Origin of the sequence: Clostridium sp. 16K-1-R1, assembly GCF_023921145.1 — a bacterium.
GTDB lineage: Bacteria > Bacillota > Clostridia > Clostridiales > Clostridiaceae > Sarcina > Sarcina perfringens.
In genome coordinates this window covers 1,218,409-1,234,967 of the sequence record NZ_CP046515.1, presented here as the reverse complement: position 1 = coordinate 1,234,967, position 16,559 = coordinate 1,218,409, and the positions used below count along the sequence as shown (strand labels likewise).

Annotated in this window: 20 protein-coding genes and 1 riboswitch; of the genes, 5 read left to right on the top strand and 15 right to left on the bottom strand. The window is 25.9% G+C overall.

Annotated features, from left to right (window positions below; translation table 11 throughout):
* Nucleotides 1-5: 5 nt before the first annotated feature.
* The 4 genes from GOM42_RS05385 to GOM42_RS05370 all read right to left on the bottom strand — a co-directional run bounded on the left by GOM42_RS05385 (nt 6) and on the right by GOM42_RS05370 (nt 3,027).
* The gene (locus GOM42_RS05385) at nt 6-257 is read right to left on the bottom strand and encodes a spore coat protein CotJB (RefSeq protein WP_003480805.1); all 252 of its coding nucleotides are present in this window, start codon (nt 255-257) and stop codon (nt 6-8) included.
* Between the two features lie 12 nt (nt 258-269).
* Nucleotides 270-428 carry a spore coat associated protein CotJA gene (locus GOM42_RS05380; protein WP_003453870.1) on the bottom strand — a complete coding sequence of 53 codons (159 nt, stop codon included), beginning with the start codon at nt 426-428 and terminating at the stop codon, nt 270-272.
* A 507-nt stretch (nt 429-935) separates the two neighbouring features.
* Complete coding sequence (locus GOM42_RS05375; RefSeq protein WP_003454002.1) at nt 936-1,283, bottom strand: hypothetical protein; 348 nt, start codon at nt 1,281-1,283, stop codon at nt 936-938.
* A gap of 118 nt (nt 1,284-1,401) precedes the next feature.
* The gene (locus tag GOM42_RS05370) at nt 1,402-3,027 is read right to left on the bottom strand and encodes an EAL domain-containing protein (protein ID WP_110077379.1); all 1,626 of its coding nucleotides are present in this window, start codon (nt 3,025-3,027) and stop codon (nt 1,402-1,404) included.
* 397 nt (nt 3,028-3,424) lie between these two features.
* Here GOM42_RS05370 and GOM42_RS05365 point away from each other — a divergent pair, with 397 nt between their 5' ends.
* On the top strand, nt 3,425-3,736 hold the full coding sequence (locus GOM42_RS05365; RefSeq protein WP_223932438.1) for an NUDIX domain-containing protein: 312 nt from the start codon (nt 3,425-3,427) through the stop codon (nt 3,734-3,736).
* Between the two features lie 200 nt (nt 3,737-3,936).
* Here GOM42_RS05365 and GOM42_RS05360 read toward each other — a convergent pair whose 3' ends face one another.
* Complete coding sequence (locus GOM42_RS05360; RefSeq protein WP_337250390.1) at nt 3,937-4,284, bottom strand: GNAT family N-acetyltransferase; 348 nt, start codon at nt 4,282-4,284, stop codon at nt 3,937-3,939.
* Between the two features lie 314 nt (nt 4,285-4,598).
* Here GOM42_RS05360 and GOM42_RS05355 point away from each other — a divergent pair, with 314 nt between their 5' ends.
* On the top strand, nt 4,599-5,093 hold the full coding sequence (locus GOM42_RS05355) for a hypothetical protein (protein WP_003454097.1): 495 nt from the start codon (nt 4,599-4,601) through the stop codon (nt 5,091-5,093).
* A 56-nt stretch (nt 5,094-5,149) separates the two neighbouring features.
* Here the strand turns inward: GOM42_RS05355 and GOM42_RS05350 are convergent, their stop codons facing one another.
* The 8 genes from GOM42_RS05350 to GOM42_RS05315 form a co-directional block, all read right to left on the bottom strand.
* Nucleotides 5,150-5,935, bottom strand: coding sequence for an HAD family hydrolase (locus GOM42_RS05350; RefSeq protein WP_110077378.1), 786 nt, complete (start codon nt 5,933-5,935; stop codon nt 5,150-5,152).
* A gap of 133 nt (nt 5,936-6,068) precedes the next feature.
* The gene (locus GOM42_RS05345) at nt 6,069-7,325 is read right to left on the bottom strand and encodes a HAMP domain-containing sensor histidine kinase (RefSeq protein WP_003462180.1); all 1,257 of its coding nucleotides are present in this window, start codon (nt 7,323-7,325) and stop codon (nt 6,069-6,071) included.
* Nucleotides 7,318-7,998 (bottom strand): response regulator transcription factor, encoded by a 681-nt coding sequence (locus tag GOM42_RS05340; protein WP_003480791.1) that lies wholly within the window; start codon nt 7,996-7,998, stop codon nt 7,318-7,320. Before GOM42_RS05340 ends, GOM42_RS05345 begins: the two co-directional genes overlap by 8 nt.
* A gap of 29 nt (nt 7,999-8,027) precedes the next feature.
* Complete coding sequence (locus tag GOM42_RS05335; protein ID WP_061415439.1) at nt 8,028-8,576, bottom strand: hypothetical protein; 549 nt, start codon at nt 8,574-8,576, stop codon at nt 8,028-8,030.
* A 527-nt stretch (nt 8,577-9,103) separates the two neighbouring features.
* The gene (locus GOM42_RS05330) at nt 9,104-9,634 is read right to left on the bottom strand and encodes a hypothetical protein (protein ID WP_061415437.1); all 531 of its coding nucleotides are present in this window, start codon (nt 9,632-9,634) and stop codon (nt 9,104-9,106) included.
* 204 nt (nt 9,635-9,838) lie between these two features.
* Nucleotides 9,839-10,885 (bottom strand): helix-turn-helix domain-containing protein, encoded by a 1,047-nt coding sequence (locus GOM42_RS05325; protein WP_110077377.1) that lies wholly within the window; start codon nt 10,883-10,885, stop codon nt 9,839-9,841.
* Between the two features lie 387 nt (nt 10,886-11,272).
* Nucleotides 11,273-11,875, bottom strand: a complete 603-nt coding sequence (locus GOM42_RS05320; RefSeq protein ID WP_110077376.1) for a hypothetical protein — start codon at nt 11,873-11,875, stop codon at nt 11,273-11,275.
* Entirely contained in the window at nt 11,863-12,375 is a 513-nt protein-coding gene (locus GOM42_RS05315; protein WP_110077375.1) for an NAD(P)H-dependent oxidoreductase, read from the bottom strand. The genes GOM42_RS05320 and GOM42_RS05315 overlap by 13 nt, the downstream gene beginning before the upstream one ends.
* 297 nt (nt 12,376-12,672) lie before the next feature.
* Between GOM42_RS05315 and GOM42_RS05310 the strand changes: the two genes are divergently transcribed.
* Entirely contained in the window at nt 12,673-13,152 is a 480-nt protein-coding gene (locus tag GOM42_RS05310; RefSeq protein WP_004458880.1) for an NUDIX hydrolase, read from the top strand.
* 116 nt (nt 13,153-13,268) lie between these two features.
* Here GOM42_RS05310 and GOM42_RS05305 read toward each other — a convergent pair whose 3' ends face one another.
* Both GOM42_RS05305 and GOM42_RS05300 read right to left on the bottom strand, forming a co-directional pair.
* Nucleotides 13,269-13,619 carry a hypothetical protein gene (locus tag GOM42_RS05305; protein ID WP_110077374.1) on the bottom strand — a complete coding sequence of 117 codons (351 nt, stop codon included), beginning with the start codon at nt 13,617-13,619 and terminating at the stop codon, nt 13,269-13,271.
* A 551-nt stretch (nt 13,620-14,170) separates the two neighbouring features.
* Nucleotides 14,171-14,728, bottom strand: a complete 558-nt coding sequence (locus GOM42_RS05300; RefSeq protein WP_003453964.1) for a hypothetical protein — start codon at nt 14,726-14,728, stop codon at nt 14,171-14,173.
* Nucleotides 14,729-14,952: 224 nt separating this feature from the next.
* Nucleotides 14,953-15,051: riboswitch (guanidine-I (ykkC/yxkD leader) on the top strand.
* Between the two features lie 50 nt (nt 15,052-15,101).
* On the opposite strand from GOM42_RS05300, the gene GOM42_RS05295 reads away from it, so the two are divergent.
* Nucleotides 15,102-15,806, top strand: coding sequence for a B3/4 domain-containing protein (locus GOM42_RS05295; RefSeq protein ID WP_110077373.1), 705 nt, complete (start codon nt 15,102-15,104; stop codon nt 15,804-15,806).
* Nucleotides 15,807-15,827: 21 nt separating this feature from the next.
* On the top strand, nt 15,828-16,523 hold the full coding sequence (locus GOM42_RS05290) for a radical SAM protein (protein ID WP_110077372.1): 696 nt from the start codon (nt 15,828-15,830) through the stop codon (nt 16,521-16,523).
* Nucleotides 16,524-16,559 lie beyond the last annotated feature (36 nt).

Below are 16,559 nucleotides of genomic sequence, written 5' to 3'. Positions count from 1 at the left end.
TCCTCCTAATATCTAATTTCCCAAGGCCAAGGTTGTTCAATCCACGCAACTGGATTTTCTACATAAGCCTGCCCAAAATTTCTTATAGGTCCATATTCACATTCAAATCTTTCTATTAATTCGCTTAATTTTGAAGATATTTCTTTATAGTCCTCAGTAGCTTTTCTGTTTTCTGGGAAATTATCAAGATAAAGATTTAATTCCACTGCATAAAATTGTAACTTTTGTATATCATCTAATAATTCTAGTGCTTTCATAATTTCACCTCATTAACATTCTTTCTTTTCTTTATATGGTCTGTATAAGTCTTTAAAGATTGTTCCCTTCCAGAAACCTTTACAGATTGAATATAAGTTTTCATATTTTTGAGGCAATATATATGCACGTGCATACTCTAATTTAAATTTGTCATCAGTACAATCATACATATTATTTATCCATCCTTTACATATATGGTAATTTCGTTATAGTAATATACTATGCCTATATATAAAATGATGTTACATATTCCTTTTAATCCAATTCATTTATTCTAAAAATAAAAGACCTTCTTAATGATTCATTAAAGTTTCATTATTTATAGAAACTCTTTGAAAAATCAAGTTAGGTCTTAATATAGACTTTAACAATGCCCCATTGTTAATAAGAAGGCAAATATTATCTTAGGTATTAATATACTTTAACTTTTACTTAAGCAAAAACTAATTTTTTAAATTCTATAGAATATAGCTTACTATTCTCTTTATTGCAGAGATGTATTTTTATCTTTTAAAATCATTTTTAGTATATGCCTTACTATACTGCTTATTTTAAAATCTTATAAACTTCTTCTACCTTTAATAGCTTAATTTTTGATTAACATAAGTTTTATTGCAAACTATGCTTTAGAAGGTTTGCTTCTAAAGAACTATTAAGATTTTTGATTGAAATACTGTTTATTGCAAACCATATTTACCCTTGAAGTTTTCTAGAGCAAAATTATAATTTTTCTTATCATCATCAGTAAAATCTCTTAGATTCTTAAAGTTGTCTATATCTGAGCAAATATCAAACCCACACTCTTCACTCATCATATATTTTAAGAAATCTTTATATTTTTTATTGATTACATCTTTCCCAAACCTTTTAAAAATCTCATAATAAAACTTTTCAAAGCCCTCTGTTGTCAAAGGATTTAGTACCATAAATTTATCTTTAATCTTTAAATCTAATAAAATAAATTCAAATCCAATTAAGCTTTCAAAGGCATCATTAGCATCCTCTCTTACTCTTCCAATCTTCACCTTTTTTACCTCCTAAAATAAGACTAATTACTTACTTCTATTCTTCTTACTTATTTCCTTTAAATATTTACTTATTTTATTATTTATCAAATTAAGTAATTATATCCATAAGTTTATTCTAAAAGGTATAAGCTTTTAAACTTTTAATATCTAATGGCTTTGAGAAATAATATCCTTGAATATAAATTTTTTCATAAAGAAAGGTTTTTATTATATCAACCTGCTCTTTTTCCTCTATCCCCTCAATAACTATAGACTTATCTGATAATCTACATATATCTAATATAAAGTCTATTACTTTAAGGCTTATTTCTGAATCATTAATTCCATCTGCAAAAAACTTATCTAATTTAATAATATTAGAATCTATTTTCTTTAATAAATCTAAATTTGAGTACTCCACACCAAAGTCATCTATTGCGATTAAAATACCATTATCCTGTAAAAACTTGATGTTTTCTTGTATTTTTTCTATTTCCTCTACTCCAAACTTTTCTACAATCTCTAGACAGATGCTATTTTTTATTATTTTGTTATCATTAACTATTTTTACTATTTTCTTTAAAAATTCTCTATCTTTTATCTCATTAAAAGATACATTTAGAGAAATATAAAAATCTTTTTCATTAATATTGTCGTAACACCTTATAATATTGTAATCTTTAATTACTCTCTTTAAGACCCACAATGTAATTTCTTTCATCATATTGGCGTCTTCTATCCCATTCATAAAATGATATGGAGTTAGTAATTTGCCGTCTTTCCTTAAACGCAATAAAGCCTCAACGCTTCTTACTCTATTATGTTTAAAATCCACTATTGGTTGATAATACAAAATATAATTATCTTTTTTTAGATCATTATATATTTTTTTCTTTTTAAAGATTTTAACTATTCTCTTTTTAACCCTCTTAAATATAATTATACATATAATAAAAATAATTAAAGTAATTACATTCTTATTAGTAATAGCAATGATAAAGTTATGAGTTTTTTTAAAATAATGGTTATTATCAAGATATCCATTAAGATTAATTGTACTAAGTGATCCATCAAATTTTTTTATTAACTCATTATTATTCTTATTTGCTACAATATATTTTGGTCCAGATGAAAATTCAAAAATTTCTCTAATATTTTCTCCTTTATTTTTTATATCACTATCTGGATTATCTACAATAAAATCCACCTTATTATCAGCTAATAAAGTTTTTATTGCTTTATAAGAAGATCCCTTAACTAGTTCAACATTTATATTTCTTTTTCTTAGATAATCTAATATCCATTCATTATCTAATTCTCCCTCTATATATCCCATTTTCATGCCATTTAAGGCTTCTAAATCACCATATTTTATATCAGTATTAGTATATATAAGCTTTAGCTCATTATTTATAGATTTATTTGTAAACTCAAAGAATTCTTCTCTCTCAGGAAGTTTTTTTATTCCAAATACTAAATCTATTTCTCCGTTTTTAAGTTCTTTTAAAAGATCTGGAGCTTTTCCATTTACATATTCAATCTTAAAATTAAGTTTTTCAGCTAATTTTTCAGTTATATCCTTATAATATCCACAGATATTGGCTTTATGGTCAATATAAAAATGAGGGTAGTCATCATAAAATCCAATTTTCAATAAGGTTTTTCTTTGCTCTTTATTTATAATTAATCCATGACATAAAAATAACATTATAAATACAAGAAAAAAGAGTATAAGCATTATAAACCTCTTACTTTTTTTCATAAATTAACTCCCACTATATTATTTAAATTTATCCATTATTCTACAGATTATAGCATATTTAATAATTTTTTTAAAACAACTTTTAACATTTTTAACACTTTATTTTAAAATATAAAATTAAAAAATATAGCAAGATAATATTTTTATCACAAAAACAAACGATTACACTTTAAAACAAGAATAAATCTGAAGTTAAATATAATTAAAATTTATTCAAAAAATTTTCAATTCATATTTGAGTATAACTTTAAATATATAAACTTTAATAATACTATTGGATTAAAAATTTAACATTTATTGCAAGCTATTTATTTTTATTCTCATTAATAATACCAAGAATTATATAATTTTATATTAAAATAAGGTATTATTACATTTACATAAGAAAGCTAAAAAAATGCTCCCTTTAGGTGAACATATTGAAGTAAATGAATTGCCTAAAGAAGCATATATTCGTGAAGCAAAAGAAGAAGCTGGATTAAATGTAACTTTATATAATCCCATAGACATAAATCTAAAAAAATCATGTGATTTATCTGGTGAAAAACTACTCATAAATCCTATACACACAATTTTGGGCGATGTAAGTCCTAATCATTCACATATAGACTTTGTTTATTATGCAACAACTACTTCCTTTGAGACCTCACCTGAAATTGGTGAATCTAAAATTCTTAAGTGGTATAGTAAAAAAGATTTAAAAACGTAAATAATATTCAAGAAAATATTTTAGCTATGGCTACTGAAGCATTAGACTTATTAGGTGAAATTTGATTTACCATTGTTTATATCTTTAATTTAATTAATAGGCATAATATAAATCTGACAAGGATTCCATTGGTCCCAAAGTGTAGGAAAGCATTCAAACTCTTTAAGTCCAAGCTTTTTATAAAATGAATTTGTTCTATCTTAAACATCATAACATCCTTCTTTTACTGTTTTGACTTGCATATATAAATATCTCTGTTCTTTGGCATAATCATAACAAGCTTTAAATAACTTAGTACCTATTTTATATCTATGAAATTCTTTTAATACTCCCATAACATAAATCTCTAAAGTATATGGACTTGTTTCTTTTAGTGCAATAAAGCCTCTTACTTGTCTATTTTCTATATCAGCCCCAAAAGACATTTCCTTACTATAAGTAATATATTCAGCTGTACTCTCTGGCAACCCAAACCACTCTTGAAGTTCACATAGTATTTCTCGTGATATTTTTTCTTTTCTATCTCTATCCTCAATTTTAAATATCATAGTTATTCTCCTTCGTAATCATTAAGTTTATATTTAAATACTAAAAATTTTAATTTTTTTTCATATGTTTAACCAAATATCTTTTTAATAATATCAAAAGACTTTATTGAAAACAATTAACATAAGGTAAATCTTATCTAAGAACACACCTTTAATAAATTTTACATTCAGTTTAATTTTTTAAACTTACTTTATGATAAAATCTTATTATATTTCCAATTTTAGTATGAATTTATTTTTAAATAAATCTTTTTAAATTTCAATATAGACATGCATAATAATTTAGAAAAATACATAATTATTGGAGGTGAACTATGAAGTTTCAAAAGATTTTTGTGGTAATTTATGCTTTGCTCTTAGCCTTTCTCATATTTTCACCGATTAAATTAATAGGAAGATCTGCTATTGAAAATGGTGATATAAAGCTAAAGGTTTATTATCAAGCAGTTACTGGAGCAACTCACTATCTTAAAGAAGATTCAAAAAAGTTAAAAAAACTTTTAAAAGATACTTATCCAGAAGCAAATACTTCTCTTATAAAACTTGTAGGCAATACACCCTATGACCTCGTTTCTGATCCAGCTGAAATTGGTTCCCTTACTGTTTATGGGAAAGTAACAGATATAACTTATGAATTCTCTGGTGATGGTGCAGTCCCTGTCTTTGAAGTATCCTATTGGGATGTGCCTTTTAAAAGACTATTTTTAATACAGTATCACTGGTTTTTCATAGGAATGTTTGTACTATTCCCTATTTTCATAATAAATGCTTTACTATTACTTAAATCTTATAAAATAAAAAAAAGGTAAGAAAAGTTTATCTATTTTTCTTACCTTTTAAACATCCTGTTATTAAGTATTCATCCCTATTTTATTATATGGTCAACAATTTCATGAACATAGTCTACGTGATTATTTGCATGTGCCTTTACGCCCTCTTCTGCTCTGTTAAAGGTATAGCTATTATCTGTTATTTCAAACATAGATATATCATTAAAAGAATCACCTATGGTGTATATATCATTAAGATTTTTGTTTTCTAGTTTTAAAACTTCCTTTAGACCCTCCCCTTTTGAGGAGCCTTTTGAGGATATGTCCACAAAGAACTGATTTCTGAATATGGAAAGCTCATCACCAAAGATTTCTATTAATCTTTTCTTTATTTCTTCTCCTCTTTCTACAGAGGCATCTGAGGTGCATATACTTAAGATTACTGCTCCACTTTTTAAATCTAATATCTCTTCTTTTTTTACTAAATCAAAGTCAATTTCTTCAGAAAAATATAGATTTTTCATATCAACGCTTTTATTTTCTATTAGTTTCATTCCACTTCCATCATCAAAATAAATCATTATTTTATCTTGATCTGCAAACTCTTCTACAATCTTTTTAACTGCCTCAAAATCAACAAGGTTATTTTTTATTACATTTTTATTCTTATCAAGTATTACAGCTCCATTGCAAAGAACCAAATAATCAAACTCTAAGTCATATTTTTCAATTACTCCCTCCATAGTTAGAAGTGTTCTACCTGTAGATATAATGAATTTATGACCTTTTTTACGTAAATTTTTAATTCCTTCAATATCTCTCTTATTAATTTTTTTATCTACTAATAATGTTCCATCAAAATCACTTGCTAATAACTTCATATTCTCTCCTTAAATTTCATTATATAATATATGCTAATCTTATTATTAATTTTTACAATCACAACCATGGTGTATCTATCCCCTATAAAGACACCATTTTCATTCTATTAAATCCAATTTAGAACTATATTTGCTACTTAATATTTTGTGGTAAGTAAACAGTTATCCTTGTTCCTATTCCTTTTCTACTTAAAACACTAAAGTACCCTTTGTGGTTATCAATTATCCACTTTGCTATAGAAAGCCCAAGCCCTGTTCCACCATTTTTTCTAACTCTTGCTGTATCAGCCCTAAAAAAACGTTCAAATATATGAGGCACATCATTCTCATCCATGCCAATTCCATTGTCTTGAATTGAGAAATAAGCTTCTCCTTTAGAATTCTTACCTACTTTAAGCGTTATTGTTTCTCCTTCTTCTGTATATTTAGTTGCATTTTCAACTAGTATTCTAGCTGTTTGTTTAAGCAAAGCCATATCACCCTGAACAGTTATATGTTCTGATTCAATGTAGTTATATACATGATTTTTATCTATCATCTTAGACTCTTCAAAAACTTCATCTATCATATCATTTAAAGAAAATTCCTTTATTGTAAGCTGAGTCTTTCCATTAATACCTCTAGCTAAGAATAATAGCTGCTCAACTAGATTTTTCATATTTTCAGATTCACTCTTTATTGCTATAATAGACTCTTCTAATACGCTCTCATCATTTTTTCCCCATCTATCTAGCATATTAGCATATCCTTGAATTACAGAAATAGGAGTTCTAAGTTCGTGAGATGCATCTGATACAAACCTTGCTTGTTGCCTATAAGAATCCCTCATCCTGTCTAAAAGCTTGTTTATTGCATCCTCTAATCCTTTAAGCTCGCTATCACCTATATGTATTCTCTCATCAGATGTTACAGGACTTATTTTGGAAATAGCATCTTCAAGACTTTGAAATTTTTCCTCATCAAAGTCCATATTACTAAGCCTACTTGCTGTTTCTGCTATTTCATTAAGTGGTTTTAAGGTCTTTCTAATTTTAGCTGTACCAAATATTATTTCTTCTAATAAAAATACTCCTTCTACTATTCCTAAAATTATAACTATTTTTCTAACATAATATAAAAAAGCACCAGCTTCTTTAACCATGGTCTTTCCATTACTCCAAACAACTGTATAGGTTGAATTTTCTATAGGGAAAAAGTTAAATGACCTTTGTGCATTTTTTACCAATTCTCCATAGAAATCTTTTTCAGCTTGAATACACCAAAGAATAATTAAAATAATTATTAAACATATGTCAATTGCTAAAAATCTAAAAAATAAATCTCTAACAGAAATAGCATTAATCTTTATTGCAATAGAGGTAACATTTTTAGGTTTATTCTTTTTACTCATCTTTTATTACGTATCCTACACCACGTACTGTACTTATTATTTTAACCTTAAAAACATCGTCAATCTTTGTTCTTAAATATCTTACGTAAACATCTATTACATTTGTTTCTCCAACATAGTTATAACCACATACCTTTTCTATAAGCACATCTCTAGTTAATACTATATTTTTGTTTTCCATTAATATTTGCAACAAAGTAAATTCTCTATTAGTTAATTCTATTTCTGTATCACCATACATTACTTTATGTCTCATCTTGTCTAAGGTTAATAATCCACATCTTATTACATCTTCATCTTTTTTCACTGTAAATACTCTCTTTTTAAGAGCTGTTCTTATTCTTGCAAGCAATTCCTCTATAGCAAAAGGCTTTGTTATATAATCATCAGCTCCAGCATCTAGCCCTGAAACCTTATCCATTACAGCATCTCTTGCTGTAAGCATTATAATAGGAACTTCTGATACCTTTCTGATTCTTCTTAATACTTCAAGACCATTAATTTCTGGAAGCATAACATCTAGAATAATTAAGTCAGCTTCTCCTCTCTCTGCAATTTCAAGACCTGTTCTCCCATTATCTGCTTTTATTACTTTATATCCTTCATGAATTAACTCTAATTCTATGAATCTTGCTATTTTTTCTTCATCTTCAACAATCAAAATCTTAATCATTCATTAACCCCCTTAAGTAAGAATTCTTTTTAGTGCATATGGTTAGTAAACTTACCTTTTACGTCTTTAACTACTTTTGATGTTTCCTTAAATACTTTGTTTATTTTATCTACATCAATCTTTTTAGAAGATACTAAGAATTCCATATTAAAGAATAGTCCAATTATCATTAAAGGTATAACTATCCAAAATGCAAAAAACAAAAGTACAATTAGTACAGTAAAAGGAATTTTTAAAATCACTCTACTATTTCTTATTATTTCAATAAATATATTATTGCAAGTATCTATAGCTTTGCATATAGCTTCAAAAACTCCTTCAAAACTATTTTTATTTTCAAAATTATTTTCATTTGTATCTTTTTTAAGATTAACTTCTTCTCCATTTTCATTGTAACTTTCTTTGGATTCATTGGTATAAAATATACTAATGGAAGGCTTTTGCACCTTTCCATGTGCTTCTAAATATAGCATAGCCTCTAGCATATCCCAGTTGCTCTTTTCTAAAACATCTTTAGCTTCTTCATAGCTTATATTAGCTTTATTTTTTAACTTATCTACAAGTTTAAGCTTTTCCATAAATAATCCTCCATATTTACTGAAGCTCATTACTCCTATATTAGTATTAAAGCTTTTAATCTCCCACTTTAATTCTCTTTATAATAATTAAATTATACCATTCCCCTGATATTTCCACACCACAAAAATAAAGGAGCTATATCAAAATAACTTGTTAATAAAACTTTATAAATAATATAAAGAAAATATCTGAATGACCTTTAGAATTTAAGCTATTACGTAGAATAATTTGCGTTAATAAGCTAAGCATCGTATTAATAGGAATACAATGTCACTTATGTTCCATTGCATAAGTTCAAATTGCCAAATTAAAATTTGGATTTTCACTTAAGTTCTGAGCTTTATCAAATTATTAGAAGTAATTGCTATAATTAATGACTACAATATAACTAAAGTTCCATTTAATAAGTTCAAGAATCTAAATTAAAATTTAGACTTTCACTTAAAATTCAGTAATTCTCGGAATATATTTATAAAATTTTATATAAGAGTTTTGATGTAGCTCCTTTAATAGTACTATCTAAAAACTATTTTTCATATCCTTCTTTAAAATCTTTTTTAATATGATTTGCTGACTTTGATACTTCTTCAAAAATATTGTTTACTCCATCATAATTAAAGTCAGGTCCTGAAATTGAATATTTATATCCACAGAATAATCCTACGATTAATAAAACTATAGTTGGTACTGATAAAAATATTAAGAAGAGGATTGATATTGTTAAAGATATTCTTATTGGTTTTTCCTTGTCTTTTCTAATCTCAAGGAAATTTTTAGTTCCTTTTCTTATAATTTTACCTATAAACCTAAACATTCTTCCAACAATTTCTCCAATGCCACCAAATTTCTCATCCTGCTTTTTCTTATCTTCTTTTTCTTCCTTCATCTCAACTATAGTGAGTGCTGTAACTTCATTATTTTCTACTTTTCCTCTTCTCTCTAAGTAAACAATAGCATCTAAAAGATCCCAATTACATTTTTCTAGCACCTCTTGTGCCTCTTCCTCATTTATATTAGCCTTTCTAATTAAAATATTAATCATTTCATTTCTTTCCATTTATATTACCTCCACGAATTAATTTCCTTATTCATCTTGGTTATATAATACTTTTAGAAAATTAATCTAAAATATAAGAAAGATTAAAATCAGATTAAAATTTAACCTCTTTTATTAATTTCATCTGTTATTAATGATTTTGAGTTTAATATATGGTAATGTTTTAATTTCCCTTAAATAATAATTTTTATATCTAAAGTTTTATTATATAGATGAATTTAATAAATTATTAAATTCCTCATTATCCTTTAAAAAATCTAATTCACCATCGCTATCATTTTTTAGAATGTTTACAAAGTTAGAAAGAAGTTGCTCATTAAATCCCTCTTCGTCTCCTTTACTTTTTATATGCTTATATAATTTAGATTTTGATGGCTCCCACTTTTTGCCCATTACATCTAATATTTTCTTTAATACAAGTAAAAAGTTTTCTACATCTTTTTCTGCTTTGTATACTTCAAAATACCCACTATATGAATTATACTCACATAAATCATATAATTTTGTTGTCTTATCTATAACTTCTGCAAAATAATTAGCATCCTCATTGCGCCCTTCTTTTAAGGCTATTTCAAGCATAGAAATTAAACTTATAAATATATCAGTAGTGGCTGAAAGTAACTTCTGTTCAAAAATTTCAGCAGCCTTTTGAAATTCACCAGATTTATTATAAATATTTCCTTGTAATACTTTTTTATCGTAAGTAATATCAGGTAATTTATCCACACACTCCTGTGCTTTCCCATACTCTTTTCTTCCTAAATATATGTTTATAAGCATAGAAACTGCTTGATTTCTAATCTCTATATCATCACTTCTTGTTAATTTAATATAAAACTCTTCTATCTGCTCTTCATACTTCTCCTTACTTTCAACTCCAAACATATACAGGCTTCCTTGCATCACTGTAGAAACTGTTAAAATCAATTTATCACAGGTAGGATACTCATAGATTTTGTCCATGGCTTTTTCAAAAGCTATATGAAATCCATCATTATTAGCTATCTTTACTAACTCATTAACAAAAACTCCTATCTCTTGCTCTGATAAATCTTCCTTAAATGAAAGTAAGGTATTTAAATCAACCTTTAAAAGCCTTGCTAAAGCTGGTAGTAATGTAATATCTGGATAGCAAGTTCCCTTTTCCCATTTATTCACTGCAGGCGTTGATACTCCAAGATACATGGCAACTTGTTCCTGAGTTAACCCTTGAGCATTTCTTTTCTCTTTTATAATCTCATTTATTCTCATATAATCTCTACTCCTTGATAAAATAATAATAACAAAAGCTTTTGATAGTATTATTTTATCAAGTGATATACTAAGCTACAATTGAATAGTAGTTAATTTAAAATTAAATAATTTAACTATAGGTTAAACTGTTAAAAGTTAGATTGTTTCTTCCTTAAACTCAATTAATTTTTAATAATAAAAATATATCCTTAGGCAACTTATCTAAATGCCTAAGGATATAAAATTTATTATGTATTTTTTAATTATAAAATATAATTATTAATATAGAGTCCTCTATTAAATAGATTTTATTCTTTTTAAAACCTATTATTTTATTATAACTTATAAACTTTAAAGTTAATTTAAATTCAAAAATAACATTTATTATCCTAATAGAATAAATAACTATTCAATCTTCATGGTTTCCATCTGTGATTTTGTAATACCATTTCTTTTTCCATAGTTAATCCAATAATTTGTAGAGGCCTTAAGATACATCTTTTTTGATATAGGCATGGTAACCCTTAAGTTTTCAGGAGTGTTATTATAAATAGACTTTCCTAATTTTTTTATTTTCCATTTTACAAAGATTTTAAAAGGTGTTCCTAAAATAGCTTCACCACCACCAATTGATAGTACTGAATTAAACTCATATGTATTTTGTTTGCAAAATAATTTAACCATATCAATACAAACATTGTTTTGCTCTGGCTCTATGAATCCACAATTTACTATTACACTTACTTTAGGTTTATTTTTTGGTGGATTTTCTTCAAGAACCTTTAAAAAGTTAAGCATTGTAACTGGAAGTCCATCTGCATAAAGTGGAAAAACAAGTAGTATATCTGTATACTCTCCTATCTTACTACAAATCTCTTTATGATTATTTTTTGTAATATTAAAAGTATCAGCTTGTCCTTTGTAATAACTGCTAAAGATTTCTCCATACTCTTTAGAATTAGATCTTGGTGCTCTTGGACTCCCATTTATAATAATTACTCTTCCCATTTTCTAACCTCCTTATCTACTACCTCTTCTAAATTCTCTTCACCTACAAAAATAACATTAAAACTTTTGAAATTCATATTGTGAGAGTTACGCTCTACTAACCTTTTAAATATTTCTTTTTCCTCATCTTCTATATTTCCATATGCAATAATAATAGCCTCCTTCATAGCAACATCACGCTGAACATGATGAGCCTCCCCATTTAAAAGACGAATAAAGGCTTGCTGAATTGGAATAGCTCTCTCAAGCATAGTTTTCATCACTGTATCATAAGAACCATATTTAACTTTGCTTACATAAATCACCTTATCACTCTTTGCAATAATAGGATAAACCTTTACTGCATCATCACGGATAACACACTTTCCAGGAGTTTTAGTCCAACAACCAAAACATCCTATACAATTTGAAATTCTAAGCTTAGATAAATCAATATATTTATTTTCATCACTCTCTAAAAAATTAATATTTAACTCTTTATCACTTAGTAATAATCTCATTTTCTATTCCTCCTATAACACCTAAATAAACTGTTTCAAAAATTTAATTAACTTCTGCTTAATCTTTTTCTACAGTTTCTATAGCAATCATAGTTAAAATACTATGAAAATAATCTCTATTAAATTAATTACTCTTGTAACTTCACAGTTATCTTATAAACTTTGCTACAAGTATTTATATTTTTATTATACATTCCTTATGGATTATAAATTGAATAAAATGTAAAAAATACTAGAAATATTTTTTTATAAGGAATAAAATTAATCTTAAAGTATAATTTTGAGAGGTTTAATATTATGGAATATGATTGTGGTTTTGTAAAGGAAAGTAACTGGTTTCGTTATCGTGCTGGTGCAATTATTATTGAAGATGGGGCTGTTCTTTTTGCTAGTAATGAAAGGGAAAATTACTACTACTCTATTGGTGGTGGAGTACATATGGGAGAATCAGCTGAAGAAGCTGTAAAGCGTGAAGTCCTTGAAGAAACAGGAGTAGAATATGAAGTTGATAGATTGGTATTTATACATGAAAACTTCTTTAAAGGTGATGGAAGTTTGGAAGGTAAAAACTGTCATGAAATATGTTTTTATTTTTTAATGAAACCTAGAGGAACACGTAATTTAAATAGTAATAGCTATACTGGTGGAGTTAAGAAAATAATGTATTGGATTCCAATAGAAGAACTAAGTAATTATCGAGCTTATCCTACATTCTTTAGAGAAAAGTTAACTAATCTTAAGAATGAGATTGAACACATAGTAACTTATGAATATTAATGTAAAAAATAAAACTGATAAAATACTATTTTTATATTTTATCAGTTTATTTTTATATTATAAACTTTTGATTTTAAAATTATATTTTTTAAATTATATTGCTTTTGATTATATTACTAGCTTTTAACTCTATCATAATTCTTTAGTATATAAACAACTAATATAATAATAGAGAAAAATACTGAAATATTTTGAAATATGTAAAATGTACTTCCTTTTACCTTGTCCTTTTCATCAAGTAAATATGAAACTGGCCAAAAAGACATGAAGCATAGAACTCCATAAATACTTATAAATGATCTTAATATAATATTAAAGCTTTCTCCATACATCCATACTAAAAGACAAAAACTTAAAAATAAAGCGATTCCAAGATTCATAACTCTTATAAAAACATTAGATTTTTCTATATCTTGCCAATACCAGAATTTCAAAATATTTTTTATAATAAAAGCTAGTTTTTTCATATTATACCCCTACTTAATTATAAAACTTTATATAGAAAGACATTAAGTAATTATATTATACTGAAAAATAATATAAATTAGATACTTAATTTTTAGTGAATTCAGTATTAATATTTAAATACATATCATGTTAAGTTTTAATGCTTGTAAAATAGCTATTTCTTCATAATTAATGAAAATTAATCTAAAATATAAAAAAGATTTAAATTTAACCTTTTTTATTAATTTCATCTGTTATTAATTATTTTGGATTAATATATGGAAATTTTTTAAATTCCCTTGAATAATAGTTAATTTAAAATTAAATAAATTAACTATTAGTTGAATTATATACTATATAAATAGTATATAAAAAAAATTCTCAATTATCAGCTTAATGTAATTGAGAAATTTTTAATTTTATATATTATTTTTTATTTAATTATATATATTAGTTAATACTATTTTAGTAATATATTGCTTCTAAAAATGAATAATAAAATTAAGTTTATGTTAAAAGTTATCTAGTTTTAAATATTTATTATTAGCTATAAATAAATTCTTTAATGCACTTATATTACTACAAAATAAGTATCAACATATGCCGTCATTTGGTCTCCTAAAGTAATATAATGATATATAGGTATTAAATAACTTGAATAAACCAGTTTTTTTGCATCTACTTTTTTTTCTTGTAATGCAATTATTAAGTTTTGTTGTTGTCTTAAACTAACAATATAACTTTCAGCTATAAATAAAACTTGCTCAGAAAAAAATTTATCTGAAAATGAATTTGTATATGTCTTTATATTATTATCTAAATTTTTTTTAATCTCAATGAACTCTTGAATATAAAAGTCTAAACGATTATATACATCTTTTAACTCATTAGGTGTAGAACTTTCACTTATATTAATAGCAGTTAAATTTCCTCTTATTCTCTTTATTTCCTGTAAGTTATTTATAATAACATCCTTACTTTTTAAATCTTCTATTTTAGGGCCATAAGGTTCTACAATATTTGTTTTTTCTTGTTCATATCTCATATTAGTTTTTGCATATGCTATATTGGGAATAGTTATAGTTATAAGCATACAAAAAATTATTAAGCGTTCTATTCTCTTTTTCATTATTCCAACTCCTCTATAATAACTTTTAACACTATATCTATTCTTAGTAATTCTTAATATTTTATTCTTGTAAAAATTAATATAACCTTTTATATTTGAAATTTTTCATATAGGGTTTTTAATTGTAATTGAAATATGTATAATAATTCAGTTAATTTGATTTAGCCCTTATACTATGCTAAAATTAACTTATAATTTTGAATTTGTTAATTAAAGTTTAATAATATATGGTTTTCTAGGGTTCCGTAGCTTTTTAGTTAGTCTGGTCCAAGAGAAAACGCACAGATAAACTGTGAACACGGAAGGATAAAAGCCTGGGAGATATTTTTATAATATTTCTCTGGCTTTTTTATTTTAAAGGAGGTATATTGTTATGAAAAAGTTTATTATTGAGGATGATTTTTGGGAGCTATTCCCTAATACAAAGATAGGTATTATCACTTGCAATGGCATAGATAATACTATAAAAGATGAGAACCAATATAAGGACATGATTTCTCAAGGAGAAAAGGAAGCTTTAAATCACTTACCTAATGAAGAATTTAGCAGCAATGAAGTTATTAAGGTATGGAGAGATGCATTTAAGAAGTTTAAGACTAAAAAAGGGGCAAGGTCATCAATTGAAGCTTTGTTAAAAAGGGTTTCTACTGGTAAAGGATTAGGAACAATTAACCCTCTAGTTGATATTTACAACTCTATATCATTAAAGTATGCCATGCCTTGTGGTGGAGAGGATATGGATAAGTTTATTGGAGATATAAGATTAACTAAGGCAACAGGAGATGAAAGTTTTATTACCTTAGGATCAGATAAAAGTGAGCCACCCTATGAGGGAGAAATAGTTTATAAAGATGATGAAGGAGCTATTTGCAGATGCTGGAATTGGCGTGAGTCAGTAAGAACTATGTTAACAGAAGACACAAAAAATGCTTTCTTATGCATTGAGTTAGTTGATGAAAATAGAGAAAAAGATTTTGAAAATGCCTTAAAAGAGTTATCTCAATTAGTAGAGAAAAACTTAGGTGGAAAATCTGAGATTTCAATACTTCATATTAACAATAAGGAAGCTATAATTTAAGTATTTACGGAGGATAAGTTTATGAATAATTTTACCTATAAAGAGGTTTATATTGAGGATGGAAAGAGAGTTTTAGAGATTAATGTGCTTCCAGAAAAGTACTGTAATTTTGATTGTATATTTTGTCCTATAGGAAGATCAAAGAATAAAATAGATACTCAAAAATCCTTTGATAATGTGGATGAGTCATTAATTGAACTAGAAAATATGATTAATGATACAAAACCTGATCTAATCTTTATTAATTCAAAGGGAGAAGCCTTAATAAATGATAAAATTCAGGATATTATAGATTTTATAAAATCAAAGGGAGTTCCTGTAAGACTACTTTCTAATGGTTACATGCTTGGAAAGGATGAATATATAAAGATTGCTAATAAATGTGATGAAGTTATTGGAGAAATAAAGGTAATAACAGAGGAAGATTTTAAGAAGGTTCAAAGACCAATTGAAGGATATACCCTTCATGAATACATATCAAATATGGACTCCTTTAATAAACAATATAATGGAAAATTCATATTTGAAATAACCATAGTTAAGGGATATAATGATGATCCTGAATCAGTTAATAAACTGAAGGAAGTTATAAAAACAATCTGCCCTAATGAGGTTATTGTTGCTAGAATTGATGATGATATATTTAAGAAAAAACTTGGTATATCTGATGAAAGATTTGAGGAAATTTCAAGTGAGCTATTAGATTTAAACTGCTAAATGCATAGATTATTAGATTCAAAGTTCTAAATTTAA